The sequence below is a fragment of the Solibacillus isronensis genome, assembly GCF_023715405.1.
GTDB lineage: Bacteria > Bacillota > Bacilli > Bacillales_A > Planococcaceae > Solibacillus > Solibacillus isronensis_B.
In genome coordinates this window covers 139,989-159,304 of record NZ_JAMBOC010000001.1, presented here as the reverse complement: position 1 = coordinate 159,304, position 19,316 = coordinate 139,989, and the positions used below count along the sequence as shown (strand labels likewise).

Sequence of the window (19,316 nt, the reverse complement as noted above, 5' to 3'; positions counted from 1 at the left end):
TAACTTTTTTATTCGAGTTATTTCTCATTTTTTCGACAAAACTAACACTTTAGCACTTTAACTCAATAAACTTGTTTATTATCCAGAAAAATGATGATAAAATTTTGACTATTGTAAATTAGAAATAGGTGTGAAAATGGAAAAATTATTTAGAAAAAAACCAATCAATGACCTTTTACTTAAAAGCGGAAACATGCAGTTACCTAAAACAATGGGTCCTTTTGATTTGATTATGTTAGGTGTCGGTGCCATTGTCGGTACAGGCATATTCATTTTACCGGGCACGGTCTCTGCGCTCCATGCAGGCCCCGGAATTGTATTCTCCTTTACGATTGCTGCAGTCGTATGTGCATTAGCCGCACTATGTTATTCTGAATTTTCTTCTACTGTACCCGTTGCAGGTAGTGCCTATTCATATAGCTATATCGTTTTTGGAGAAATCATAGCATGGCTTGTCGGCTGGGCATTATTATTGGAATACGGTCTCGCAACTGCTGCCGTGGCAACAGGCTGGTCAGGTTATTTTGTTTCGCTGCTGGAAGGATTGAGTATCCATTTGCCGGTCGCTTTGACAGGGGCATTTAGTCCTGAAAACGGTACTTATATTAACTTACCTGCGATATGTATTATCTTTGCGATAGGTGCTTTACTGTCATTAGGAATGAAAGAATCGACACGTTTTAATGCATTATTGGTCGCAATTAAACTTGGTGTTATTTTATTGTTTATTGTAGTAGGTGTCTTTTATGTGAAGCCTGATAACTGGACACCTTTCCTGCCATTTGGAATGAGCGGTGTTTTCACAGGTGCCGCGCTCGTATTTTTTGCTTACTTAGGGTTTGATGCCGTATCTTCTGCTGCCTCGGAAGTAAAAAATCCACAGCGGAATATGCCAATCGGAATTATCGGTTCCTTGCTTGTCTGTACTGTCTTGTATGTAGTAGTTTCACTTGTACTGACAGGGATTGTTCCATATACAGACCTGAATGTAACCGATCCTGTATCTTACGCGATGCAAGTAATCGATCAGGAATGGGCAGCTGGAATTATATCGCTCGGGGCTGTCATTGGCATGATGACCGTTATATTAGTGATGATGTACGGCGGGACACGATTGTTAATGGCGTTTGCCCGTGATGGCTTAATGCCAAAAATGCTTGCACAATTAAGTGAAAAGCGTAAAATGCCTGCTAAAAATACGTGGCTATTTACAGTAATTATTTCATTTTTTGCAGGGTTTGTTCCATTGGATTTGTTGGCGGAACTTGTTAATATGGGGACACTGGTCGCGTTTATTTTTGTTTCTGCCGGCATTTTATCTTTACGTAAAAATAAAGAATTGCCACAAGATCGATTCAAAGTACCTTTTTATCCCGTTTTACCAATATTATCATTTATTTTATGTATTTTACTGATTACACAACTTTCCTTGCACACATGGATCGCTTGCGGTATTTGGTTTATTATCGGTATAATCGTTTATTTTGCGTATGGAAAAAAACATTCTACGATGAATTCTTAATCTAAATAGTTGAACAGAGTTGGTACTATAACCGCTCTATATAAAAAGTGCAGCAAATTAGTTCCGATAATTTGCTGCGCTTTTACTTTCTGAAAAATTCCCTGTCTTTGAAAAAAGCGATATGCAAATTTTCTGACCTTATCAAATTATTTGTTTTTGAACCTTTTACAGATGCCAACGAATTGCTAATATGAAAGATAATTTCAAGCAAGGGAGCGTCATTTACTATGGAATCATCACGACCACTCACTACTTCATCAGAAAAAACAAAAGATTTAATTATTACGAGCCTTCTCATTTCACTCGTGTTCGTAGCCACATTTTTTATTAATATCCGTTTGCCGATTGCTGCAAATGGGGGTCTCGTTCATTTAGGTTCTGCCATGCTTTTTATTATCTCAATTTTATTTGGTCCGAAGAAGGGCGCAATGGCCGGAGCATTCGGTATGGCACTGTTTGATATTTTATCCGGCTGGACATTATGGGCACCATTTACATTCATTACTCGTGGTCTTCAGGGCTATATTGTTGGTAAAATTGCGACGATGCATGGAAAAAATGGCGGAAGTTTTATTTATAACTTTGCGGCTATCGTTATCTCGGTTCCCTTTATGCTTGGCGGTTATTATATTTGTGAACGTGTTCTCTACGGAAACTGGGTCATTCCACTTGCATCAATTCCAGGAAATCTCGTTCAAAATGCAGTGGGTCTTATCATTGCAATACCTGTATGTATCGCTTTGAAAAAACTGCCTCTTTTTAAATAAAATGAAACTTTAATTAGTGGGGGGGTTCCTCATCCCCTATAGAGACGGGACCCCGTTAATGAGGATAAAAAAATTGGTTAGCGGCCAATTTCGCTAACCAATCCTATTTTTATTTTACTAATTTGCTAATTGCTTTAAATGCATCGCCTTTTGCTACTTGCTGCATTTCGAATAATGCCATTTCCACACTAGTTACGCGTGCACCAAGCTGCAACATTTTCTGGATGCCTATCTCTCGATTACTCGCTGTGCGTGAAGACACACAGTCTGCCAGCACTTCGACTTCATAACCGTTTTCCAGTAATTGAGCTGCTGTTTGATACACACAAATATGGGCTTCAATTCCGGCCAATAAAATCTTCTTGCGTCCTGTTTGCTGTAATGCTTGTACAAATTCCTCAGTATCATAAGCACTGAATGTAATTTTTTCAATCGGTTTTTCATCTGTTAAATGCTCCGCAACTCGCTCATCTGTCGGACCAAGCCCTTTTGGATATTGCTCAAGCCATAAAATAGGTAATTCCAATAACTTTGCCCCTTGTACCATTGTGGCGATATTACCTACAACTAGTGCACTTTCCTCAACAACTTGCGCCAATTTCCCCTGAATATCAATCAGTACTAATACTGCTTCTTCTTTTTTTAACATGAATATACCTCCCCTAAGTTGCATTCTTCTCTATTATACTGAACTTTTCCACTAAATGAATAGTAGATCCTCCATTGAAACGAAATGGATGACAATGTATAGTGAAAAGAGAAATGGAGGATTTATATGTTGCGTCTTAGTTGGCTCATAAGTATGGGCATTAGTTTATTTGGAGTATTAATTATTCAGCACTTTTTTACGGTAAAACCGGACGATGTTGCAAATGGAGGAAATCTTGGCGCACTAGGTTTAGCACTAGTTGCACCATTTATTATACTTAGTTTATTTATTACGTTTCGCTTCTTTACTGAAAGTGCAAGAAACGCAAAAGATCAATTTATGCGTATGATTTATTTAGTATTTGGAGTGGCGCTGTTAGTGGCGTTCATCTATTATGCGATTGATTTTTCAAATAGTGTGTATGCATCCCTCGGTGGTGATACGAAGACACCCGGTTCCACAATTTATCGTTTCCCCCTATTAAATGAGTACACGAATCACGTTTTTCTTAATTTTTATACATTTGGAATTGTCCATACTTTAAGTGCTTTAGTCGGTGCTGCTACAGGAATGGTCAAGCCTGCCAAACAGTCTCCGCAATAATAAAAACCCGAATGGTTTGAACCATTCGGGTTTTGTTATTGTTAATTAGCGTACTTCTGCACCAGCTGCTGCTAATGCTTTTAATACTTTATTGTGCGCTGTGACCACTTCTTCGTCTGTTAATGTGCGCTCTGGGTCGAAATATGTTAATGAGAATGCTACTGATTTTTTACCAGCCGTCATTTTCTCCCCTGCATAAACATCAAATACTTTTACTTCTTTCAATAAAGAAGTTCCTGCACCTTTAATAATGCTTACAATTTCACCAGCTGGAGCTGCTACATCCAATTCTAATGCGATATCACGACTCATTGCCGGGAAGCGAGGAATCATTGAATAAACAAGCTCTTCTTGTGTTGCACTTAAAATGGCATTCAAGTTCAATTCAGCTACATAAGTTTCTTTTACATCAAATGCTTTTTGTTCTTGCGGATGAAGCTGGGCAATGACACCCACTTTTTCGCCATCTAATAATACATCGGCTGTTCGACCTGGATGTAAACCGTCTACTTGCGCTTTTACATAGCTTACTCGAGCTGTTAAGCCTAATTTAGCAAATACCGCTTCAACAATACCTTTTGCAACGAAGAAATCAACATTTTTCTTTTCGCCCTGCCATGTATTATCTATCCATTTACCTGTTAACACAAGCGCTAAGTGCTCTTCTTCAAATGGAAGTTCTTCAGCAGTTTGTCCAAGGAATACTGAACCAATTTCATATAATGCTACTGTTTCCGCTTGACGGGCTACGTTATAGCTTGCTGCCTCTACTAAGTGAGGAATTAAGCTTTGGCGTAATGTTGAGCGTTCTTCAGACATAGGCATTAATAATTTTGTTGTATCTTCAGCTTTTAATGCAAACTTTTGAGCGTGCGCTGCTGAAGTTAATGAGTAAGTTACCGCTTGATAAAGACCGGCACCTTCCATTACATTGCGTACGATACGGCGTCCTGCCTGATAAGGCGTTAACCGGCCAACTTGATCACTCGCCGGTAAGCTTACAGGAATCTCATCATAGCCATACATACGTGCAATTTCTTCAACGATATCTTCCGGAATTTTAATATCCTGTCGTCGCGTTGGAGCATCAATGATCAATAAGCCATTTGCTGCTTCCACATCAAATTTTAAACGCTCTAAAATAGACAGCATATCCTCTAACGAAATCTTCATACCTAAACGGCCGTTAATAAAGTCAGGTGATACAACAACACGAGCTGGCGTTTTATCAAGCTCATCTACTAGCACTGTACCTTCCAATACTTCTCCTCCTGCTAATTCAGCAAGTAATTGTGCTGCACGTTCTGCTGCAGGAAGGACACGATTCGGATCAACACCTTTTTCAAAACGCGCTGAAGAATCTGAACGTAAGCCGATCTCTTTTGAAGTACGGCGCACAGAAGCCGGATTGAAGTATGCAGATTCGATTACTACTGTCGTTGTAGTATTTGATACTTCTGATTTAGCACCGCCCATAACACCTGCAACCGCTTCAGCTTCTTGACCATTTGTAATGACAAGATTGTGGCTAGCCAATTTACGCTCCTGATCATCAAGCGTTGTCATTACTTCACCATCACGTGCCATACGCGTTACGATTTCACCAGTTGCCAATTTATCGTAGTCAAATGCATGTAATGGTTGACCGTATTCCATTAATACGTAGTTTGTAATATCAACTACGTTATTATGTGGTCGTACTCCTGCAGACATAAGCGCATGCTGCAGCCATAATGGCGATTCTTTTACTTCAATGTTTTTTACAACTTTTGCTGCGTACATCGGATTTGCTTCTTTATCTTCTACCGTTAACTTTAAAACGTCTTCCGCTTTTTCAGCTGAAGCTGTATAAACGATTTCCGGTAATTTTACATCTTGGGATAAAATCGCAGCTACTTCATAAGCAACACCAAGCATGCTCATTGCATCCGAACGGTTCGGCGTTAAACCAAGCTCAAGTACTGTATCACGTAAGCCTAAAACTTCTAATGCATCTGCACCTGGAGTTGAATCGGCAGGTAATACATAAATCCCATCTGCATAAGCTTTTGGCACAAGACGGCCTTCAATGCCCAACTCCTGAAGTGAACAAATCATTCCGTTTGATTCTTGCCCGCGTAACTTCGCTTTTTTAATTTTAATGCCGCCTGGCAATTTTGCCCCTGGACGCGCTACGATGACTTTTTGACCAGCATCAACGTTTGGAGCCCCACACACGATTTGTTGAAGCTCTTCTTCCCCAACATCAACTTGACACACATTTAATTTATCTGCTTCCGGATGTTTTTCTTTTGATACAACATGACCTACAACAACATTTGACATGCCTAGTGAACGGTCAATTACTGCATCAACTTCAATACCCGCACGCGTAATTTTTTCTGCTAATTCATTTGCTTCTATAGAAGAAATGTCTACATATTGACTTAACCATTTTAATGAAACTAACATTTATATTGTCCTCCTTCTTACACTTCTGCCTGGTGGAATTGTGATAAGAAGCGTGTGTCATTTGTATAGAAATGACGAATATCATCCACACCGTATTTTAACATTGCGATACGTTCTGCACCGATACCGAAAGCGAAACCTGAAAGCTTAGTTGAATCGTAGCCAGCCATTTCAAGTACGTTCGGGTGTACCATACCAGCACCTAAAATTTCAATCCAGCCAGTTTGCTTACATACATTACAGCCTTTACCTGAACATTTATGACAAGATACGTCAACTTCTACAGAAGGCTCTGTGAATGGGAAGAATGATGGTCGCAGGCGGATTTCGCGTTCTGCTCCAAACATTTTCTTGGCCAATGCATCAAGAGTTCCTTTTAGGTCAGACATGCGGATATTTTCCCCGATTACAAGGCCTTCAATTTGCATGAATTGATGAGAGTGTGTCGCATCATCTGTGTCACGACGGAATACTTTACCTGGGCAAATTACTCGAATTGGTTCGCCTTTTTTAGCTTCCATTGTACGGGCCTGAACTGGTGAAGTATGTGTACGTAATAATGTTTCTTCTGAAATATAGAATGAATCTTGCATATCACGAGCCGGGTGACCTTTAGGCAAGTTCATTGCTTCAAAGTTATAGTAGTCTTTTTCTACTTCTGGTCCTTCTACAATTTCGTAGCCCATTCCTAAAAATAGGTCTTCGATTTCTTCGATTACACGTGTTAACAGGTGACGGTTTCCTGCACGTACTTTTGCACCTGGTAACGTCACATCGATTGACTCGTTTTCAAGCTGCGCTAAAATTGCAGCTTCTTCTAAAACAGCAACCTTTTTCTCAAGTTCAGCTGTTACATTTTCACGTACAGTGTTAACTAGGGCACCCATTTTCGGACGTTCTTCTGCAGAAAGTTTCCCCATTCCTTTTAATAAATCCGTAATCGGTCCTTTTTTACCTAAGTACGCAACACGAACGTCATTTAATGCTTTTAAGTCAGCTGCATCGGCAATTTTAGCTAATGCTTCTTGTTCCAATTGCTTTAATTGTTGTTCCATTTACAAAGTCCTCCTTAATAAAATCCAGTGTCATAGTGCCTGGTCTGAACCTGTTGCTTTAACAAATTTACATATACGCACTATAATAATCACCATTTTTGAAAATAAAAAATCCTCGCCCCCTAAGAAAGGGACGAGGACGAGTTTCGCGGTACCACCCTAGTTATTGCAAAAAGCAATCACTTCATTGGAGCTAACGACTATGTCTAGCCGGCAATCCTTTCACCACAAGTGGATCCCGGATGCTGCTCGCGGGGTGAACTTCACTATACAATTTGTTAGCAAGCTTTCAGTCATTGGCTTGCATTCCCTAAAACAAATGGTGTATACCTACTCTTCCCGGTCAACGCATTTCGTAATATATTCTCCAACTAGTTTAATGTATTTTCGTACATTTATCAACTAGCTGGAGCGTTTTTCATCATTACATATCCCAAAGAAGGATTAATAAAGAACCTAAAACAGTCAATACTACTAAACCGATTCCGTATACGATGTTCGAGTAGATAGCCCACTTGTCATTTGTTTCACCAGCGTGCATGAAGACAATAAACTGTAAACCTGCTTGAATGAATGCTGTCACTAAAAGGATAACCATTCCAGTTGTGAATGACATATCTGTGAAGTAAACAAGCATTGCAATCACTGTTAAAATCAGTGAAAATACGAAGCCCATAATTTGGCCCATTGGGAAGAACTTAGCCATAGATTACATCATTCCTTTCAAGTAAATGAAACTGAAGATGAAGATCCAAACAACATCCAGGAAGTGCCAGTATAGTGAGAATACAAATGTTTTCCCTGCTGTTACTGAGTTAAGTCCGCGTTTGGCAATTTGGATCATAATGAAGATTCCCCAGAATAAACCAAACGTTACGTGAAGACCGTGTGTTCCTAACGTTGTTAATAAAGCAGATGTGAAGGCACTAGTCGTAATACCTGCACCAACATGTACATAGTGTACAAATTCGTAAATTTCTACAGAAATGAACGCTGCACCAAGTAATAACGTAATACCCATAAATGACAATGTCGCTTTTTTACTGCCAAGACGCATAGCATGAATAGCTAAACCGATTGTAAAACTTGATGTTAAAAGAATAAATGTTTCTGCCAATACTGGACCGATTTCGAAAATCTCAGCAGCAGTTGGACCGTCACCTGTACGACCCGAAAGGACAAAGTATGATGCGAATAATGTACCGAATAACATAATTTCCGCACCTAGGAAAGTCCAGAACCCGAAGATTTTCAGGTTATTTTCCTCTGTTGAATATTCCAATGGAACATTGTTATTAACTTTACCCATTATTTCGCACCTCCTTCTTTTTCATATTTTTTTTCGATTAATTCTACTTCTTCTTTATGGATATGGTAGCCATGGTCGTCTTCTAGAGAACGGTAACCCATGCAAGCTAAAATACCGATTAAGCTGATGATTGCTAAAGTGAACATGCTGAATACTAAAGCGAAACCACCGATGAAGAAGAATATTGATAAAATAAATGTTTGACCTGAGTTATTTGGCATGTGAATATCTTGAATTTCACCTTTGAATAACTTCGTGCCGTTTTTCTTATAATCCCAGAATGCTTCTGAATTTGAATCAGTTACGTCTGGAGTGATTGCAAAGTTATAGTGTGGGATTGGTGTATGTGTCGCCCACTCAAGACCACGTGCATCCCATGGATCTGAACCGATGTCGCGTGGAGAGTTTTTGAAACTGTACCAAATGTTCCATACTAGCATTAAGAATGAAACAGACATGATTCCGGCACCGACGAACGATACCATGTTTAAAGTACTGAAACCTGCAGCATCAGAGTATGTGTACATACGACGTGCTTGACCATCTAAACCAGTGATATACATTGGAATGAATGATAGTACGAAACCTATAGACATTACCCAAACAGTTGCTTTACCAAGACGCTCATTTAACATGAAACCGAACATTTTTGGCCAGTAGAACGTTAAACCAGCTAACATCGCGTAAACAACACCAGGGATGATTACGTTATGGAAGTGGGCTACTAAGAACATTGTGTTGTGGTATTGGTAGTCAGCTGCTGACATCGCAAGCATAACCCCTGTAACACCACCAAGTGTGAATAAAGGAATGAAGTGCAATGCATACAACATTGGTGTTGTAATAACAATTTTCCCTTTATAAAGTGTGAATAACCAGTTGAAAATTTTAACCCCTGTTGGGATCGCAATTGCCATTGTTGTGATCGAGAAGATCGAGTTCGTGAATGCACCTTGACCCATTGTAAAGAAGTGGTGAGTCCATACAGCGAACGAGAATACTGAAATTAAGATCATTGACCAAACCATTGATGTGTAACCATATAAGTTACGACGTGCGAATGTCGAAATAACTTCAGAGAAAATACCGAATGCCGGTAAGATTAAGATATATACTTCAGGGTGACCCCAAACCCAGAACAGGTTGGCCCAAAGCATGTCCATACCACCGTCACCGATAGCAAAGAATTTAGTATCCCATAGACGGTCCATTGTACCCATAGCTAATGCTACTGTTAATACTGGGAACGCGAATACGATAATTAAGTTTGCAATAAGTGCTGACCAAGTGAACATTGGCATTTTAAATAATGTCATGCCTGGAGCACGCATTTTCATGATAGTCGTAATGAAGTTAATACCTGTCATTAATGTACCAAGACCCGCAATTTGAAGTGCCAGCATGTAATAGTTTGTACCAACTGATGTACTGAATTCATTATCCGCTAATGGGAAATATGAAGTCCATCCAGAATCAGGAGATCCCCCAACGATGAATGAGATATTGAATAATCCCATACCCATGAAGAATAACCAGAATGCCAAGTTGTTCAAACGTGGGAACGCAACGTCACGTGCCCCGATTTGTAAAGGTACTAAAAAGTTAAAGAAGAATGTAATGAATGGCATTGCCATGAATAAAATCATGACTACTCCGTGAGTTGTAAATACTTCGTTATAGTGCTGAGCGTCTAAGAAACCGTTTTCTGGAATAGCTAGCTGTAAACGCATCATTACGGCATCGACACCGCCGCGGAAAAGCATAACTAAAGCAGTGATTAAATACATGATACCGATTTTTTTATGGTCAACAGTTGTAATCCATTCACGCCATAAGTAGCCCCACAATTTAAAATAAGTAACGATCGCTACTAACGCGATTGACCCTAAAACTATAGAAGCCATTGCGATATAAATTAATGTGCTTGGGTGTGGAACTGCAAACTGTGCAAAGAATTCCGACATAGTAGTACTCCTTTCGAAAAGTTGTTACTTTCAAAAATTAGTGTGAAGAATGGTCCTCTTCATCCTCTTTTTCTTCGTCTGAAGATTCATGGTTGTGTTCCGGAGCTGGTGAGAACTCTAGATGTGTACCAGTATAAGTTTGTTTACCAAGGTGACCTGGCTCTAATAATTCGTCAAACTTCTCTTCTGTTAATGGAGCAGCCGTTTCATGAACTTCTGTTACCCATTCGTCGAATTCAGTTTGAGTTAATGCTGTTACATCAAAAATGTTTTCTGCTGTACCACGACCTGAGAAGTTCGCGTTACGTCCCCAGAATTCGCCTGGGTTGTCAGCAGCTAAGTGTAATGTTGTTACCATGTCTGCCATTGCGTATTTCTGACCACCAAGTTGTGGAATCCAGAAACTTGTAATTGGACCATAAGAATAAAGTTTAAATTCAACCGAGCGTCCAGCAGGAATGTATAGGTAGTTTACTGTTTCAATACCTTGTTCCGGATAGCTGAAGTGCCATTTCCAGTTAGATGAAGAAGCATAAATAACTAAAGGTTCCTGATCTTCATATTCTTGAGGAACATTCTCAACAATGTAGTTACTCTTAACAGAAACAAATGATAAGAAAATAACGATGATTACAGGAATACCAATCATAATTGTTTCTACAAGCCAGTGACCATGAATATGCGGTGGCTCGTAATCTGGACTTTGTTTTGATGCACGGTATTTAAATAACATAAACACCAAAATTGCTAATACTGTTAAAACAATCCCTGACATTAAGTAAATTAATAACATTGTGTCATCGGCTTGTCTTTGAGCTTGAGGACCTTTAGGATCAAGTACTGCTAACTTATCGTTACAGCCTGCTAATAGAATAGCACCTAGTCCCATGAAAGAGAGTAATGTTCCCTTCATATTTACTTTCATAGTTGGACTCCTTTCCAAATAAATAGAGCTTGTTAGATTTTGCTTAAGCGCTTTCATGTGAGAGCGAAAATAAAATAATGACAATAGTGTTACTACGAATGAATAATTTCACTTATTACCATTTACACTATGCATATAGTGGCAAATAACCAGAACATCAATTCATCACCATTTAGAACCTTTAAATTGAATCCCATAATTAACAGTTTGCTCACTATTTCAAAAAGCATTATTTTATTTTTTTGTTGTGACAACTTAAGGCGCCTGTCTAACCTACTTAGATTTTAGTTAAACATCAAATAAGTGTCAAAACATCAAATTGGAAAATACCCTTATTTCTGCCATTTTTCGAGCAATTCTTTTTTAATATTTTAAAATAATGACGACAAATGCAGTAAAACAAAGCAATTACGAGCTAAAACACGCCTTCATTTCAAAAATGACATTTCTATGAACTCGTTAATGTTCATATTTTGTGACTAATCAGAAAGCGCTTAATGTTTCATATTATGGGTTTTATTTCCACTTTTTACCTAATATTTTAAAAGAAATGGGATTTTATAAGTACTTACTTACAAAATCCCTCGTTAACTTTTCGACTGTTTATTTTACAAATGCATACAGTAAAATTCCTGTTGCCACCGCAACGTTCAATGATTCTGCCCCGCCAAATATAGGAATGATGATGTTCTGGTCTGTTTTTGCCAAAATTTGAGGATTAATGCCACTCCCTTCATTACCCACAATTAATGCAAATGAATCACTTGGTTCCACTTTTTTGTAAGAAATAGATTCGTCCAATGAAGTTCCATATACACGAACATTATCAGCCTGCAGGTTTTCCACCCATTCCAACAAGTCGCCACGTACGACTGGAATATGGAAATGAGAACCTTGTGCAGAACGCAAAGATTTCGGATTAAATGCATCGACACTACCTTTCCCTAATATAACTGCATCAATTCCAGCTGCATCTGCAGTTCGGATCATTGTGCCGATATTTCCCGGATCTTGAACCGCATCGACTAAAAGTACTTTGCGCCAATTTAATTGTTCATCTTCGGAGATTTGGCGTTGCTTACAATGGGCAAATACCCCTTGGGAATTTTCAGTTTCCGCAATTTCTTTTGAGACTGCATCATTTACGTCTACTAATACCACTTCATCAATTGCCCATAATAAAGGTAGATCAACACCCTCACGCACAATGATTTGCACGATTTGATCTTTATGTTTTAACGCTTCTTCCACTAAATGAAAACCTTCTACTATATATTCCCCTGTTTTTTCACGTTCTTTTCGTTGTGTCACAAGCTTTTTCCAATGCTTCACTAGCGTATTTTGTGTCGATTCGATTCTTTTCATGATTTCCCGTCCTTTTTTACGTACTCGATTGTATATTTTAGCACAATTATTTTGTAATCCATAATGCAATGCCATGTATAAAGTTTATTATTTTGAACAAAGTATGGGAAAAGGAGGTTTCATATGGATTTTCAAATTCGACAAGCAATTACTGCCAATGTAATGGGCTCAGATGCCGCTGAATTTCAGGATATCGTCAATGATGCAATTGCACGGGGGGAAGAACATTTACTTCCAGGCCTTGGTGTATTCTTGGAAAAATGGTGGAACGGTGCAAGCGAAAGTGAGCGAAACGATTTTTCACAAAAATTAGCAAAACAATTTGTCAGCTAACATTTAGCATAACCACCCATCATTCAATTATGATTCCATACAAAAAAGCAATCCAGCGTCTCCCGGATTGCTTTTTCTATGTAGTGATGGGGCATTCCATCTTGAATACAGACATCACTTGTAGTTCTTCATGAATCGTCACAGCGTCTCCCGTTGTTATTCATGTTGGTCTACTACATTATTTATTTGCCCTTCCTGCCCATAAATAATGTATGGTTCGCAGTGGCGACTACAACCCGTAGTATAAAGCCAACTGCCTGTTACTTTTTACGCCAATAAAGATACTAAAACTGCTTTTTGTGCATGCAGACGATTTTCTGCTTGCTCAAATATATAAGAATTTGGGCCGTCAATAACTGACGTCGCAACTTCTTCCTCTCGATGTGCCGGTAAACAATGAAGGAACATATAATCCGGCTTTGCATGGGCAACCAATTCATCATTAATCTGGTATTTCGCAAAATCCTTTAGTCGCTTTTGCGTTTCTTCTTCCTGCCCCATAGATGTCCATACATCTGCATAAACAGCATCTGCATTTGTAACAGCTGCCACAGGGTCATTCGTTACAACAATGGTACTGCCGTTTCGAGAAGCAATCACTTGTGCTTTTTCAATAATACGCGTATCGCATTCATATCCTGGTGGTGTTGCAACTGCTACATGCATACCAACATGTGCTGCAGCAACAATAAGCGCATGTGCTACATTATTGCCATCACCTACATAAGCGATTTTTAATCCTTTCAAATCCCCTTTATTTTCGGCAATTGTTTCAAGATCAGCTAATGCCTGACATGGATGATCAAGATCCGTTAAACCATTAATGACCGGAATCGATGCGTTATCAGCCAATTCTTCCACCATCGTATGGGAGTTGGCACGAATCATAATTCCGTCTAAATAACCTGACAATACTCTTCCTGTATCAGATATTGGTTCACCACGGCCAATTTGCATATCGCGAGCATTCATATACATTCCATATCCGCCAAGCTGCTGCATGCCTACTTCAAATGATACACGTGTACGCGTTGAACTTTTTTCAAAGATCATGCCAAGTGTCTTACCTTCCAATAATCGTGGACATTTACCTGCTTTTGTTATTGTTTTCAACTGTGTCGCAAGTTCAAGCAGTTGCTTCACTTCTTCACTCGTATAGTCAAGCAGTGTTAATAAGTCTTTTCCTTGTAAACTTTCAACGGGCTTTAATTGCACCTCTTCTAATAACTTCATCATTACACACCTCTGTGAGCTTTATGTTGATTTTATTATACAAATGAATAATTATAAAATCAAGTGAATTATTATAAATTTTTTAAATTAATTTAATTATTCAATAATTACACCGTTTTTTCAAAACGAAAATTTTACTTAAGCGCTATTTTCCCCTGTTTATTGGAGAAAATTTTTGATTTTTATTGAATTCCCATTCATTTTTTAGCATACTATTTACAGCAGTACTTTTTGGAAATAATTTACTTGTAGTGCAAATTGATTATTTAGGAGGAATTATTATGCCGAACGCTATCCATACAGTGGAATTACCATTATCAAACGATGTAATATGGAATTTTCTAAAGGATTACAATAATTGGGCCCCATTAATCCCAGGTTATATTGAGCACGAAGCACTACATGATACACAGTTCACTTGGACTTTACTGGCAAATTTAGGGTTCACGAAAAAAAAGATTATACTTCAAGTCGATATTACGGATTCTATTGAGCCAACTGATATAAAGTTTAACATTAAAGGATTATCAGACAACTTTGACGGTAACGGCTATTTTAATATTGCGGACGGCAATAACGAGTGCTCTCAAGTTACAGGAAGCCTCGATTTGTCTGCCGGCGGTTTTATGGGGATGATGATCAACCCTGTATTGGAAAGTTTCGTACCTAAAGCGACAACCGATTTGACGAACTCAATTGAAACAAAGCTTACTGCCCTGCATGATGTAAAATAAACAAAAAACCATTAACTTTCCCGATAACCGGAAAATTAATGGTTTTTGCTTATTTTATTGGGGATTGTACAGCATGTTTCAGCATACGATGCACTCAACTTTCTCATCATATTCACTGCAGACACTAATACAAACTTCATCTATAAATAATATAGTCACAGTAAAGTTCGTCGTTTGATAACTGCTAAACTCATTCATCTTTTCATGAATTAGTGGTTATAGTCTCTTTGAATTGTTTGGTCTTTTCATAATAGCATCGAAATTAGCTGCTTATACCTAATACCTACTCTAATCATTAAATATACACTGTTCTGAATATTTTTTTGCGAAAAAAAGTTACTAATAAGCACTAAGTTATTTAACAAAAAAAAGGCTGAAATTCATTCAGCCAATTGTTCTATATGGAATTAATCATATTTATTGAAAAACGCCGTCACGAATAATTTTGGAATGTACGGAGATATTCACTTTAACATCCGGATACATTTCCATCCATTTCTCATTATTAATATCCGCATTTCGATTCTGTGCTTTATAATACTCGCCAAACTGGAAGATATCAGTATTGATGTCATGACTATACTCTATAATTCGTTTAATTTCGCTTTCGATTTGTTTGTTAATTTCTTTTTCAAGTTTTTGAATATTACGCGCACCCTTCATACTTACATCAGAATCAACCTCCAATAACCTGCATTCAAATTGAATCGATAAATTGAATTCAGGTACTGCTGGATCCACTAACTTAATTTTCCGCTTTGAATTAATGGAGTCGATGACAATTGGCAGTTTTTCCGAAGTATCGGAGAGGGATTTTTCCAATATTGTTATCGGTAGTTCCAATTCAAGTGTGCCGTTATGGGTCTTTCCTTGAGTCATTAATATATATAGGGCATCCTCCGCAGGAAGGTTTCCGACTAATTTTCCTGTGTTGAAAAAAGCTATACCAGAAATTGCAATATTTTCTCCTTCTCTTTTTAATATTGGCATCGCATAATTATCTAAAATCGAGAGTTTACCTCTATTGACTTCATGAAGGGTCGATGAAATAATATACTGCTGTTCAATGTTATGTTGGATTAATTGATAAATATGTTGTCCAATATCCGATATATTTTCATATTTATACCCTAACAATGACTTTAAATCTCCTTCTACAGTAGCCAAATATGTTGCGTTGCTGATTTCGGAATTCATTTTTAAAATATGAATATTATCATTTAAACCTGATTTTGCGAGCTCCTCACCGTATAGTACAACCCGTAATTGCCCTGAGCCAATTCTCTTCGATGTTTTTAAATCCATCTTTGCACGGGCTCCCTTACTTGTTGTCGCTGTTGCTGATTGCAATTCAATTTTACTTTCTAAATCCGGATTAATTTGTCGGATAATAGTTGTGACAGATAAATTATCCTCACCCTCCAATTCATATCCTACAAGTGTCGTTAAACTTATCCGTTCAAGAATCTTCTGTTCTGAGCAACCAACTAATACGAGAGTGCATACAATTAGCAAAACTAGTTTTTTAAACGTAATTAGCCTATTCATTCTCTTATCGCCTCTCGTTTAAAGATTCTTTTCTTTAGGAAAGCAATGAAATATAAAAAGAAAGGATAAACAAATACTATATAAAATGCAACATTCCCCAAATAATTATTGAAAGTATTAATCTCAGCCCGTGTCTTCACAAGCAAGGATCCTATATATATCAAAAGGGAGAAAATTAAAATAAATTTCTTGTCGGTTATTTTAATTATTCGTCTAATCCCCCGATAAGCAGACCATACATAAAAACAAAGGTTCGGCAAAATAATAAGCATCCAGAAACAGACCGTTATAAGTTCAATCCGTTCCAGAAAAGGCAAACGAACAATGCTGAATAATGATAATGTTGCCCAAATCGTTTTCTCAAGCTGCCCCTCACTAAAAAAAGTTAATGTTATGAACATTACAAACAAATAAATAGCCAATGTGAACAGTAATCCCATGTGTACATATTTTTGCGCTTTATTCTTTTCCTTGACGTAAGGATACATAGTATTAATTATTTCAAAACCTACCATGGTAAACGTCATCAAGTACGCGCCTTTTAATATACTTATAAAATCATTATCCAACACAGGCAGCAAGTAATTAATATTCGTATAGTCAAGCGGAAATAATAATATAATTAAAATCCAGAGGCTTAAGAAAAAGCTGAAAAAACAAACTCCTATTATTACCCTTAGACCACCTGTAAAAGCGTAAATCACAGTAATAAGCAATGTAATTGTAATAAACGAAGGACTTAAACTTGGAAATACCCATATATTAATAACATCAGTATAATTCTTAATAACAGCAAAAAATGCTAAGCCGCAATAAACAATATAAATTATATTAATAAAGTTACCTAAATATTTACCAAATAAATCTAAATTAACTCCATAAAGATCGTTTTGTTCATACAAGTTCATAGTTTTAAAGATTACAAAGACGACAAGATGTGCTGCAACAAAACTAATAATTATAGAAATCCAGGCATCCTGTTTTGCTTCTTGATAGATTACGCTTTGAAACCCATGGACTCCTACACCAATTTGAGTAGAACAGATGATGTAAAAGAGAAGAGGCGCATTGAAAGTTTGAGTGGGGTTAATTTGCAGCTTGTTCATCACTCTTTCACCTTCTTCTTATCGCCCTTAATATTTTCACGCATTACTGAATAATCCGGATCCTCTACTCGCGCATTTGGCGATTTTCGAATAATAAAGGGGTATGGCAAACGAATTAAGCTATCTCCCAAATCTTTTAGTCTAGGTGGGAAAAATGGCGCCATATATGGAGCGCCTAAGCTTGTTTGTCTTAGTAAATGAATTAGCAGAATACAAAGAGCCAGCATTATACCATAATAACCCCAAAAACCGGCTAAAATGATGATTGGAAAGCGAAGCAACCTAATAACATTTCCCATCATATAACTTGGTGTAATAAAGGATGACAATGCACATAGAGCGACAATAATAATAAGAATATTACTCGTAATCCCTGCCTCCACTGCTGCTGTACCAAGTACGATCCCCCCGACTATTCCAATTGTTTGACCTATTTTTGTAGGTAATCGCGCCCCAGCCTCACGAAGCAATTCCATAATCAACTCGAGGAAAAGTGCTTCCAGAATTGGCGGGAACGGTACTCTAGCTCTTGATTCACTAAGCGGCACTAGAAGCGGCTGTGGAATCACTTCATAATGAAAAGTTAACGATGCTACATACAATGGGGTGAAAAAAATAGAGATAAAAATAGCTACAAATCTTAACCATCTCACAAAGGTTGCAATCGGCCACCGCAAGTTTTTATCTTCTCTACTTTGAAAAAACTCAATAAATGAGGAAGGACAAAGTATCCCCATCGAACTGCCATCAACAAGAATGCCTATTTTTCCAGCCAATAAACCATCGCAAAACCGATCGGGGCGCTCCGTTAACAACATTTGAGGAAATATAGACAGGGAGCTGTCATCGATTAATTCTGCGAGTTCCGCACTGTCGATTAAATCTTCAATTTCAAGACCTTGTATTCTTTGCCGAACTGTATTAACATTTTGTTCCGTTGCAACACCATCTACATAGAGTATAGAGAGCGATGTATTAGTTTGTTTACCAACCTTCAATTTTTCATTACTAAGATTTGGGCTCAAAATAAATCGTCGAACAAGCGAGATATTTGTGGAGAGACTTTCATTAAAGCCTACTTGCGATCCGATAACTTGCGATTCGTTTTCGGGTGCAGACAAACCGCGGGATTCTCTTGCTGGAATGATGACCATAGTAACCTGTTTATATCCCGCTATATGGATTAGAACAGCACCTGTTAACATGGTTTCGATACATTCATTCATTTGAGCTTCTACGTTTACTTGTGGAAGTGGTAATTGACTGTGGATAATACTAGGTGTTTCATCTTGCACATTCAACAAAATAGGTAGTATTTTCCCATTCAATACTTCTTCTTTTATTAAGTTATCGATATATAAAATAGTTATCGAATCCGTAACGTATCGAATTACTAAATCCGCCGGAGAATGAATTTGCTCTTTTATATCTTTTATAAAATCTTCAGTTAAATCGGAAATAGGTTGCCGATTATCTTTTTGGGGTGTTACTTCACTGGTGGATGGAGAAGATTGTTTTTCATCCATATTATTTTGTGAAGGCAGTGTTAATTCTCCCGTTTGTTTCTTGAGTAATGCCTTCTTATACTTTTTTCCAAAAAACATACTATTCCCCCCCATTCTAAATAATTAATGAATCCATTATTTCCCTATATCTTTTTTCTATTCAATAAACTTATATTTTTCTTTAGTTTTTTAAATATAAATGCATAAAAAGCAAAAAAAATCAATTTTCCTTATTAGAAAATTGATT

Annotated in this window: 17 protein-coding genes and 1 other annotated feature; of the genes, 5 read left to right on the top strand and 12 right to left on the bottom strand. The window is 37.7% G+C overall.

From position 1 onward, the window contains the following. Nucleotides 1–136: 136 nt before the first annotated feature. Nucleotides 137–1,522, top strand: coding sequence for an amino acid permease (locus tag M3166_RS00730; protein ID WP_251686539.1), 1,386 nt, complete (start codon nucleotides 137–139; stop codon nucleotides 1,520–1,522). Nucleotides 1,523–1,749: 227 nt separating this feature from the next. Further along, nucleotides 1,750–2,289, top strand: coding sequence for an ECF transporter S component (locus M3166_RS00725; RefSeq protein WP_251686538.1), 540 nt, complete (start codon nucleotides 1,750–1,752; stop codon nucleotides 2,287–2,289). A 109-nt stretch (nucleotides 2,290–2,398) separates the two neighbouring features. Here the strand turns inward: M3166_RS00725 and M3166_RS00720 are convergent, their stop codons facing one another. Beyond that, complete coding sequence (locus M3166_RS00720; RefSeq protein ID WP_251686537.1) at nucleotides 2,399–2,938, bottom strand: hydrolase; 540 nt, start codon at nucleotides 2,936–2,938, stop codon at nucleotides 2,399–2,401. 126 nt (nucleotides 2,939–3,064) lie between these two features. On the opposite strand from M3166_RS00720, the gene M3166_RS00715 reads away from it, so the two are divergent. Further along, nucleotides 3,065–3,541 (top strand): nucleoside-diphosphate sugar epimerase, encoded by a 477-nt coding sequence (locus M3166_RS00715; protein ID WP_251686536.1) that lies wholly within the window; start codon nucleotides 3,065–3,067, stop codon nucleotides 3,539–3,541. 45 nt (nucleotides 3,542–3,586) lie between these two features. Here the strand turns inward: M3166_RS00715 and pheT are convergent, their stop codons facing one another. The 7 genes from pheT to M3166_RS00680 form a co-directional block, all read right to left on the bottom strand. Further along, nucleotides 3,587–5,992, bottom strand: a complete 2,406-nt coding sequence (gene pheT / locus M3166_RS00710; protein ID WP_251686535.1) for a phenylalanine--tRNA ligase subunit beta — start codon at nucleotides 5,990–5,992, stop codon at nucleotides 3,587–3,589. A gap of 17 nt (nucleotides 5,993–6,009) precedes the next feature. Beyond that, complete coding sequence (pheS, locus tag M3166_RS00705) at nucleotides 6,010–7,047, bottom strand: phenylalanine--tRNA ligase subunit alpha (RefSeq protein WP_014823150.1); 1,038 nt, start codon at nucleotides 7,045–7,047, stop codon at nucleotides 6,010–6,012. Between the two features lie 126 nt (nucleotides 7,048–7,173). Next, nucleotides 7,174–7,403: a binding site (T-box leader), on the bottom strand. A 68-nt stretch (nucleotides 7,404–7,471) separates the two neighbouring features. Beyond that, nucleotides 7,472–7,753, bottom strand: coding sequence for a cytochrome aa3 quinol oxidase subunit IV (gene qoxD, locus M3166_RS00700; protein WP_065215530.1), 282 nt, complete (start codon nucleotides 7,751–7,753; stop codon nucleotides 7,472–7,474). 3 nt (nucleotides 7,754–7,756) lie between these two features. Next, on the bottom strand, nucleotides 7,757–8,356 hold the full coding sequence (qoxC, locus tag M3166_RS00695) for a cytochrome aa3 quinol oxidase subunit III (protein ID WP_014823149.1): 600 nt from the start codon (nucleotides 8,354–8,356) through the stop codon (nucleotides 7,757–7,759). After that, a complete protein-coding gene (gene qoxB / locus M3166_RS00690; RefSeq protein ID WP_251686534.1) occupies nucleotides 8,356–10,320 on the bottom strand; it encodes a cytochrome aa3 quinol oxidase subunit I in 1,965 nt (654 codons plus the stop codon). Before qoxB ends, qoxC begins: the two co-directional genes overlap by 1 nt. 37 nt (nucleotides 10,321–10,357) lie before the next feature. After that, nucleotides 10,358–11,245 (bottom strand): cytochrome aa3 quinol oxidase subunit II, encoded by an 888-nt coding sequence (gene qoxA, locus M3166_RS00685; protein ID WP_251686533.1) that lies wholly within the window; start codon nucleotides 11,243–11,245, stop codon nucleotides 10,358–10,360. Between the two features lie 603 nt (nucleotides 11,246–11,848). Continuing rightward, nucleotides 11,849–12,610: a TrmH family RNA methyltransferase gene (locus M3166_RS00680; RefSeq protein WP_251686532.1), complete on the bottom strand. Its 762-nt coding sequence runs from the start codon at nucleotides 12,608–12,610 to the stop codon at nucleotides 11,849–11,851. 123 nt (nucleotides 12,611–12,733) lie between these two features. Here M3166_RS00680 and sspI point away from each other — a divergent pair, with 123 nt between their 5' ends. Beyond that, nucleotides 12,734–12,943, top strand: coding sequence for a small acid-soluble spore protein SspI (gene sspI / locus M3166_RS00675; RefSeq protein WP_251686531.1), 210 nt, complete (start codon nucleotides 12,734–12,736; stop codon nucleotides 12,941–12,943). A gap of 267 nt (nucleotides 12,944–13,210) precedes the next feature. On the opposite strand, the gene argF is transcribed toward sspI, so the two are convergent. Beyond that, nucleotides 13,211–14,176 carry an ornithine carbamoyltransferase gene (gene argF, locus M3166_RS00670; protein WP_251689983.1) on the bottom strand — a complete coding sequence of 322 codons (966 nt, stop codon included), beginning with the start codon at nucleotides 14,174–14,176 and terminating at the stop codon, nucleotides 13,211–13,213. 281 nt (nucleotides 14,177–14,457) lie between these two features. Here argF and M3166_RS00665 point away from each other — a divergent pair, with 281 nt between their 5' ends. Continuing rightward, nucleotides 14,458–14,910, top strand: a complete 453-nt coding sequence (locus tag M3166_RS00665; protein WP_251686530.1) for a CoxG family protein — start codon at nucleotides 14,458–14,460, stop codon at nucleotides 14,908–14,910. A gap of 417 nt (nucleotides 14,911–15,327) precedes the next feature. Here the strand turns inward: M3166_RS00665 and M3166_RS00660 are convergent, their stop codons facing one another. The 3 genes from M3166_RS00660 to M3166_RS00650 are packed head-to-tail and all read right to left on the bottom strand — an operon-like array spanning nucleotide 15,328 to nucleotide 19,168. Further along, on the bottom strand, nucleotides 15,328–16,458 hold the full coding sequence (locus tag M3166_RS00660; RefSeq protein ID WP_251686529.1) for a Ger(x)C family spore germination protein: 1,131 nt from the start codon (nucleotides 16,456–16,458) through the stop codon (nucleotides 15,328–15,330). Continuing rightward, on the bottom strand, nucleotides 16,455–17,564 hold the full coding sequence (locus tag M3166_RS00655) for a GerAB/ArcD/ProY family transporter (protein ID WP_251686528.1): 1,110 nt from the start codon (nucleotides 17,562–17,564) through the stop codon (nucleotides 16,455–16,457). The genes M3166_RS00660 and M3166_RS00655 overlap by 4 nt, the downstream gene beginning before the upstream one ends. Next, nucleotides 17,564–19,168 carry a spore germination protein gene (locus M3166_RS00650; RefSeq protein ID WP_251686527.1) on the bottom strand — a complete coding sequence of 535 codons (1,605 nt, stop codon included), beginning with the start codon at nucleotides 19,166–19,168 and terminating at the stop codon, nucleotides 17,564–17,566. Before M3166_RS00650 ends, M3166_RS00655 begins: the two co-directional genes overlap by 1 nt. Between the last annotated feature and the right edge of the window lie 148 nt (nucleotides 19,169–19,316).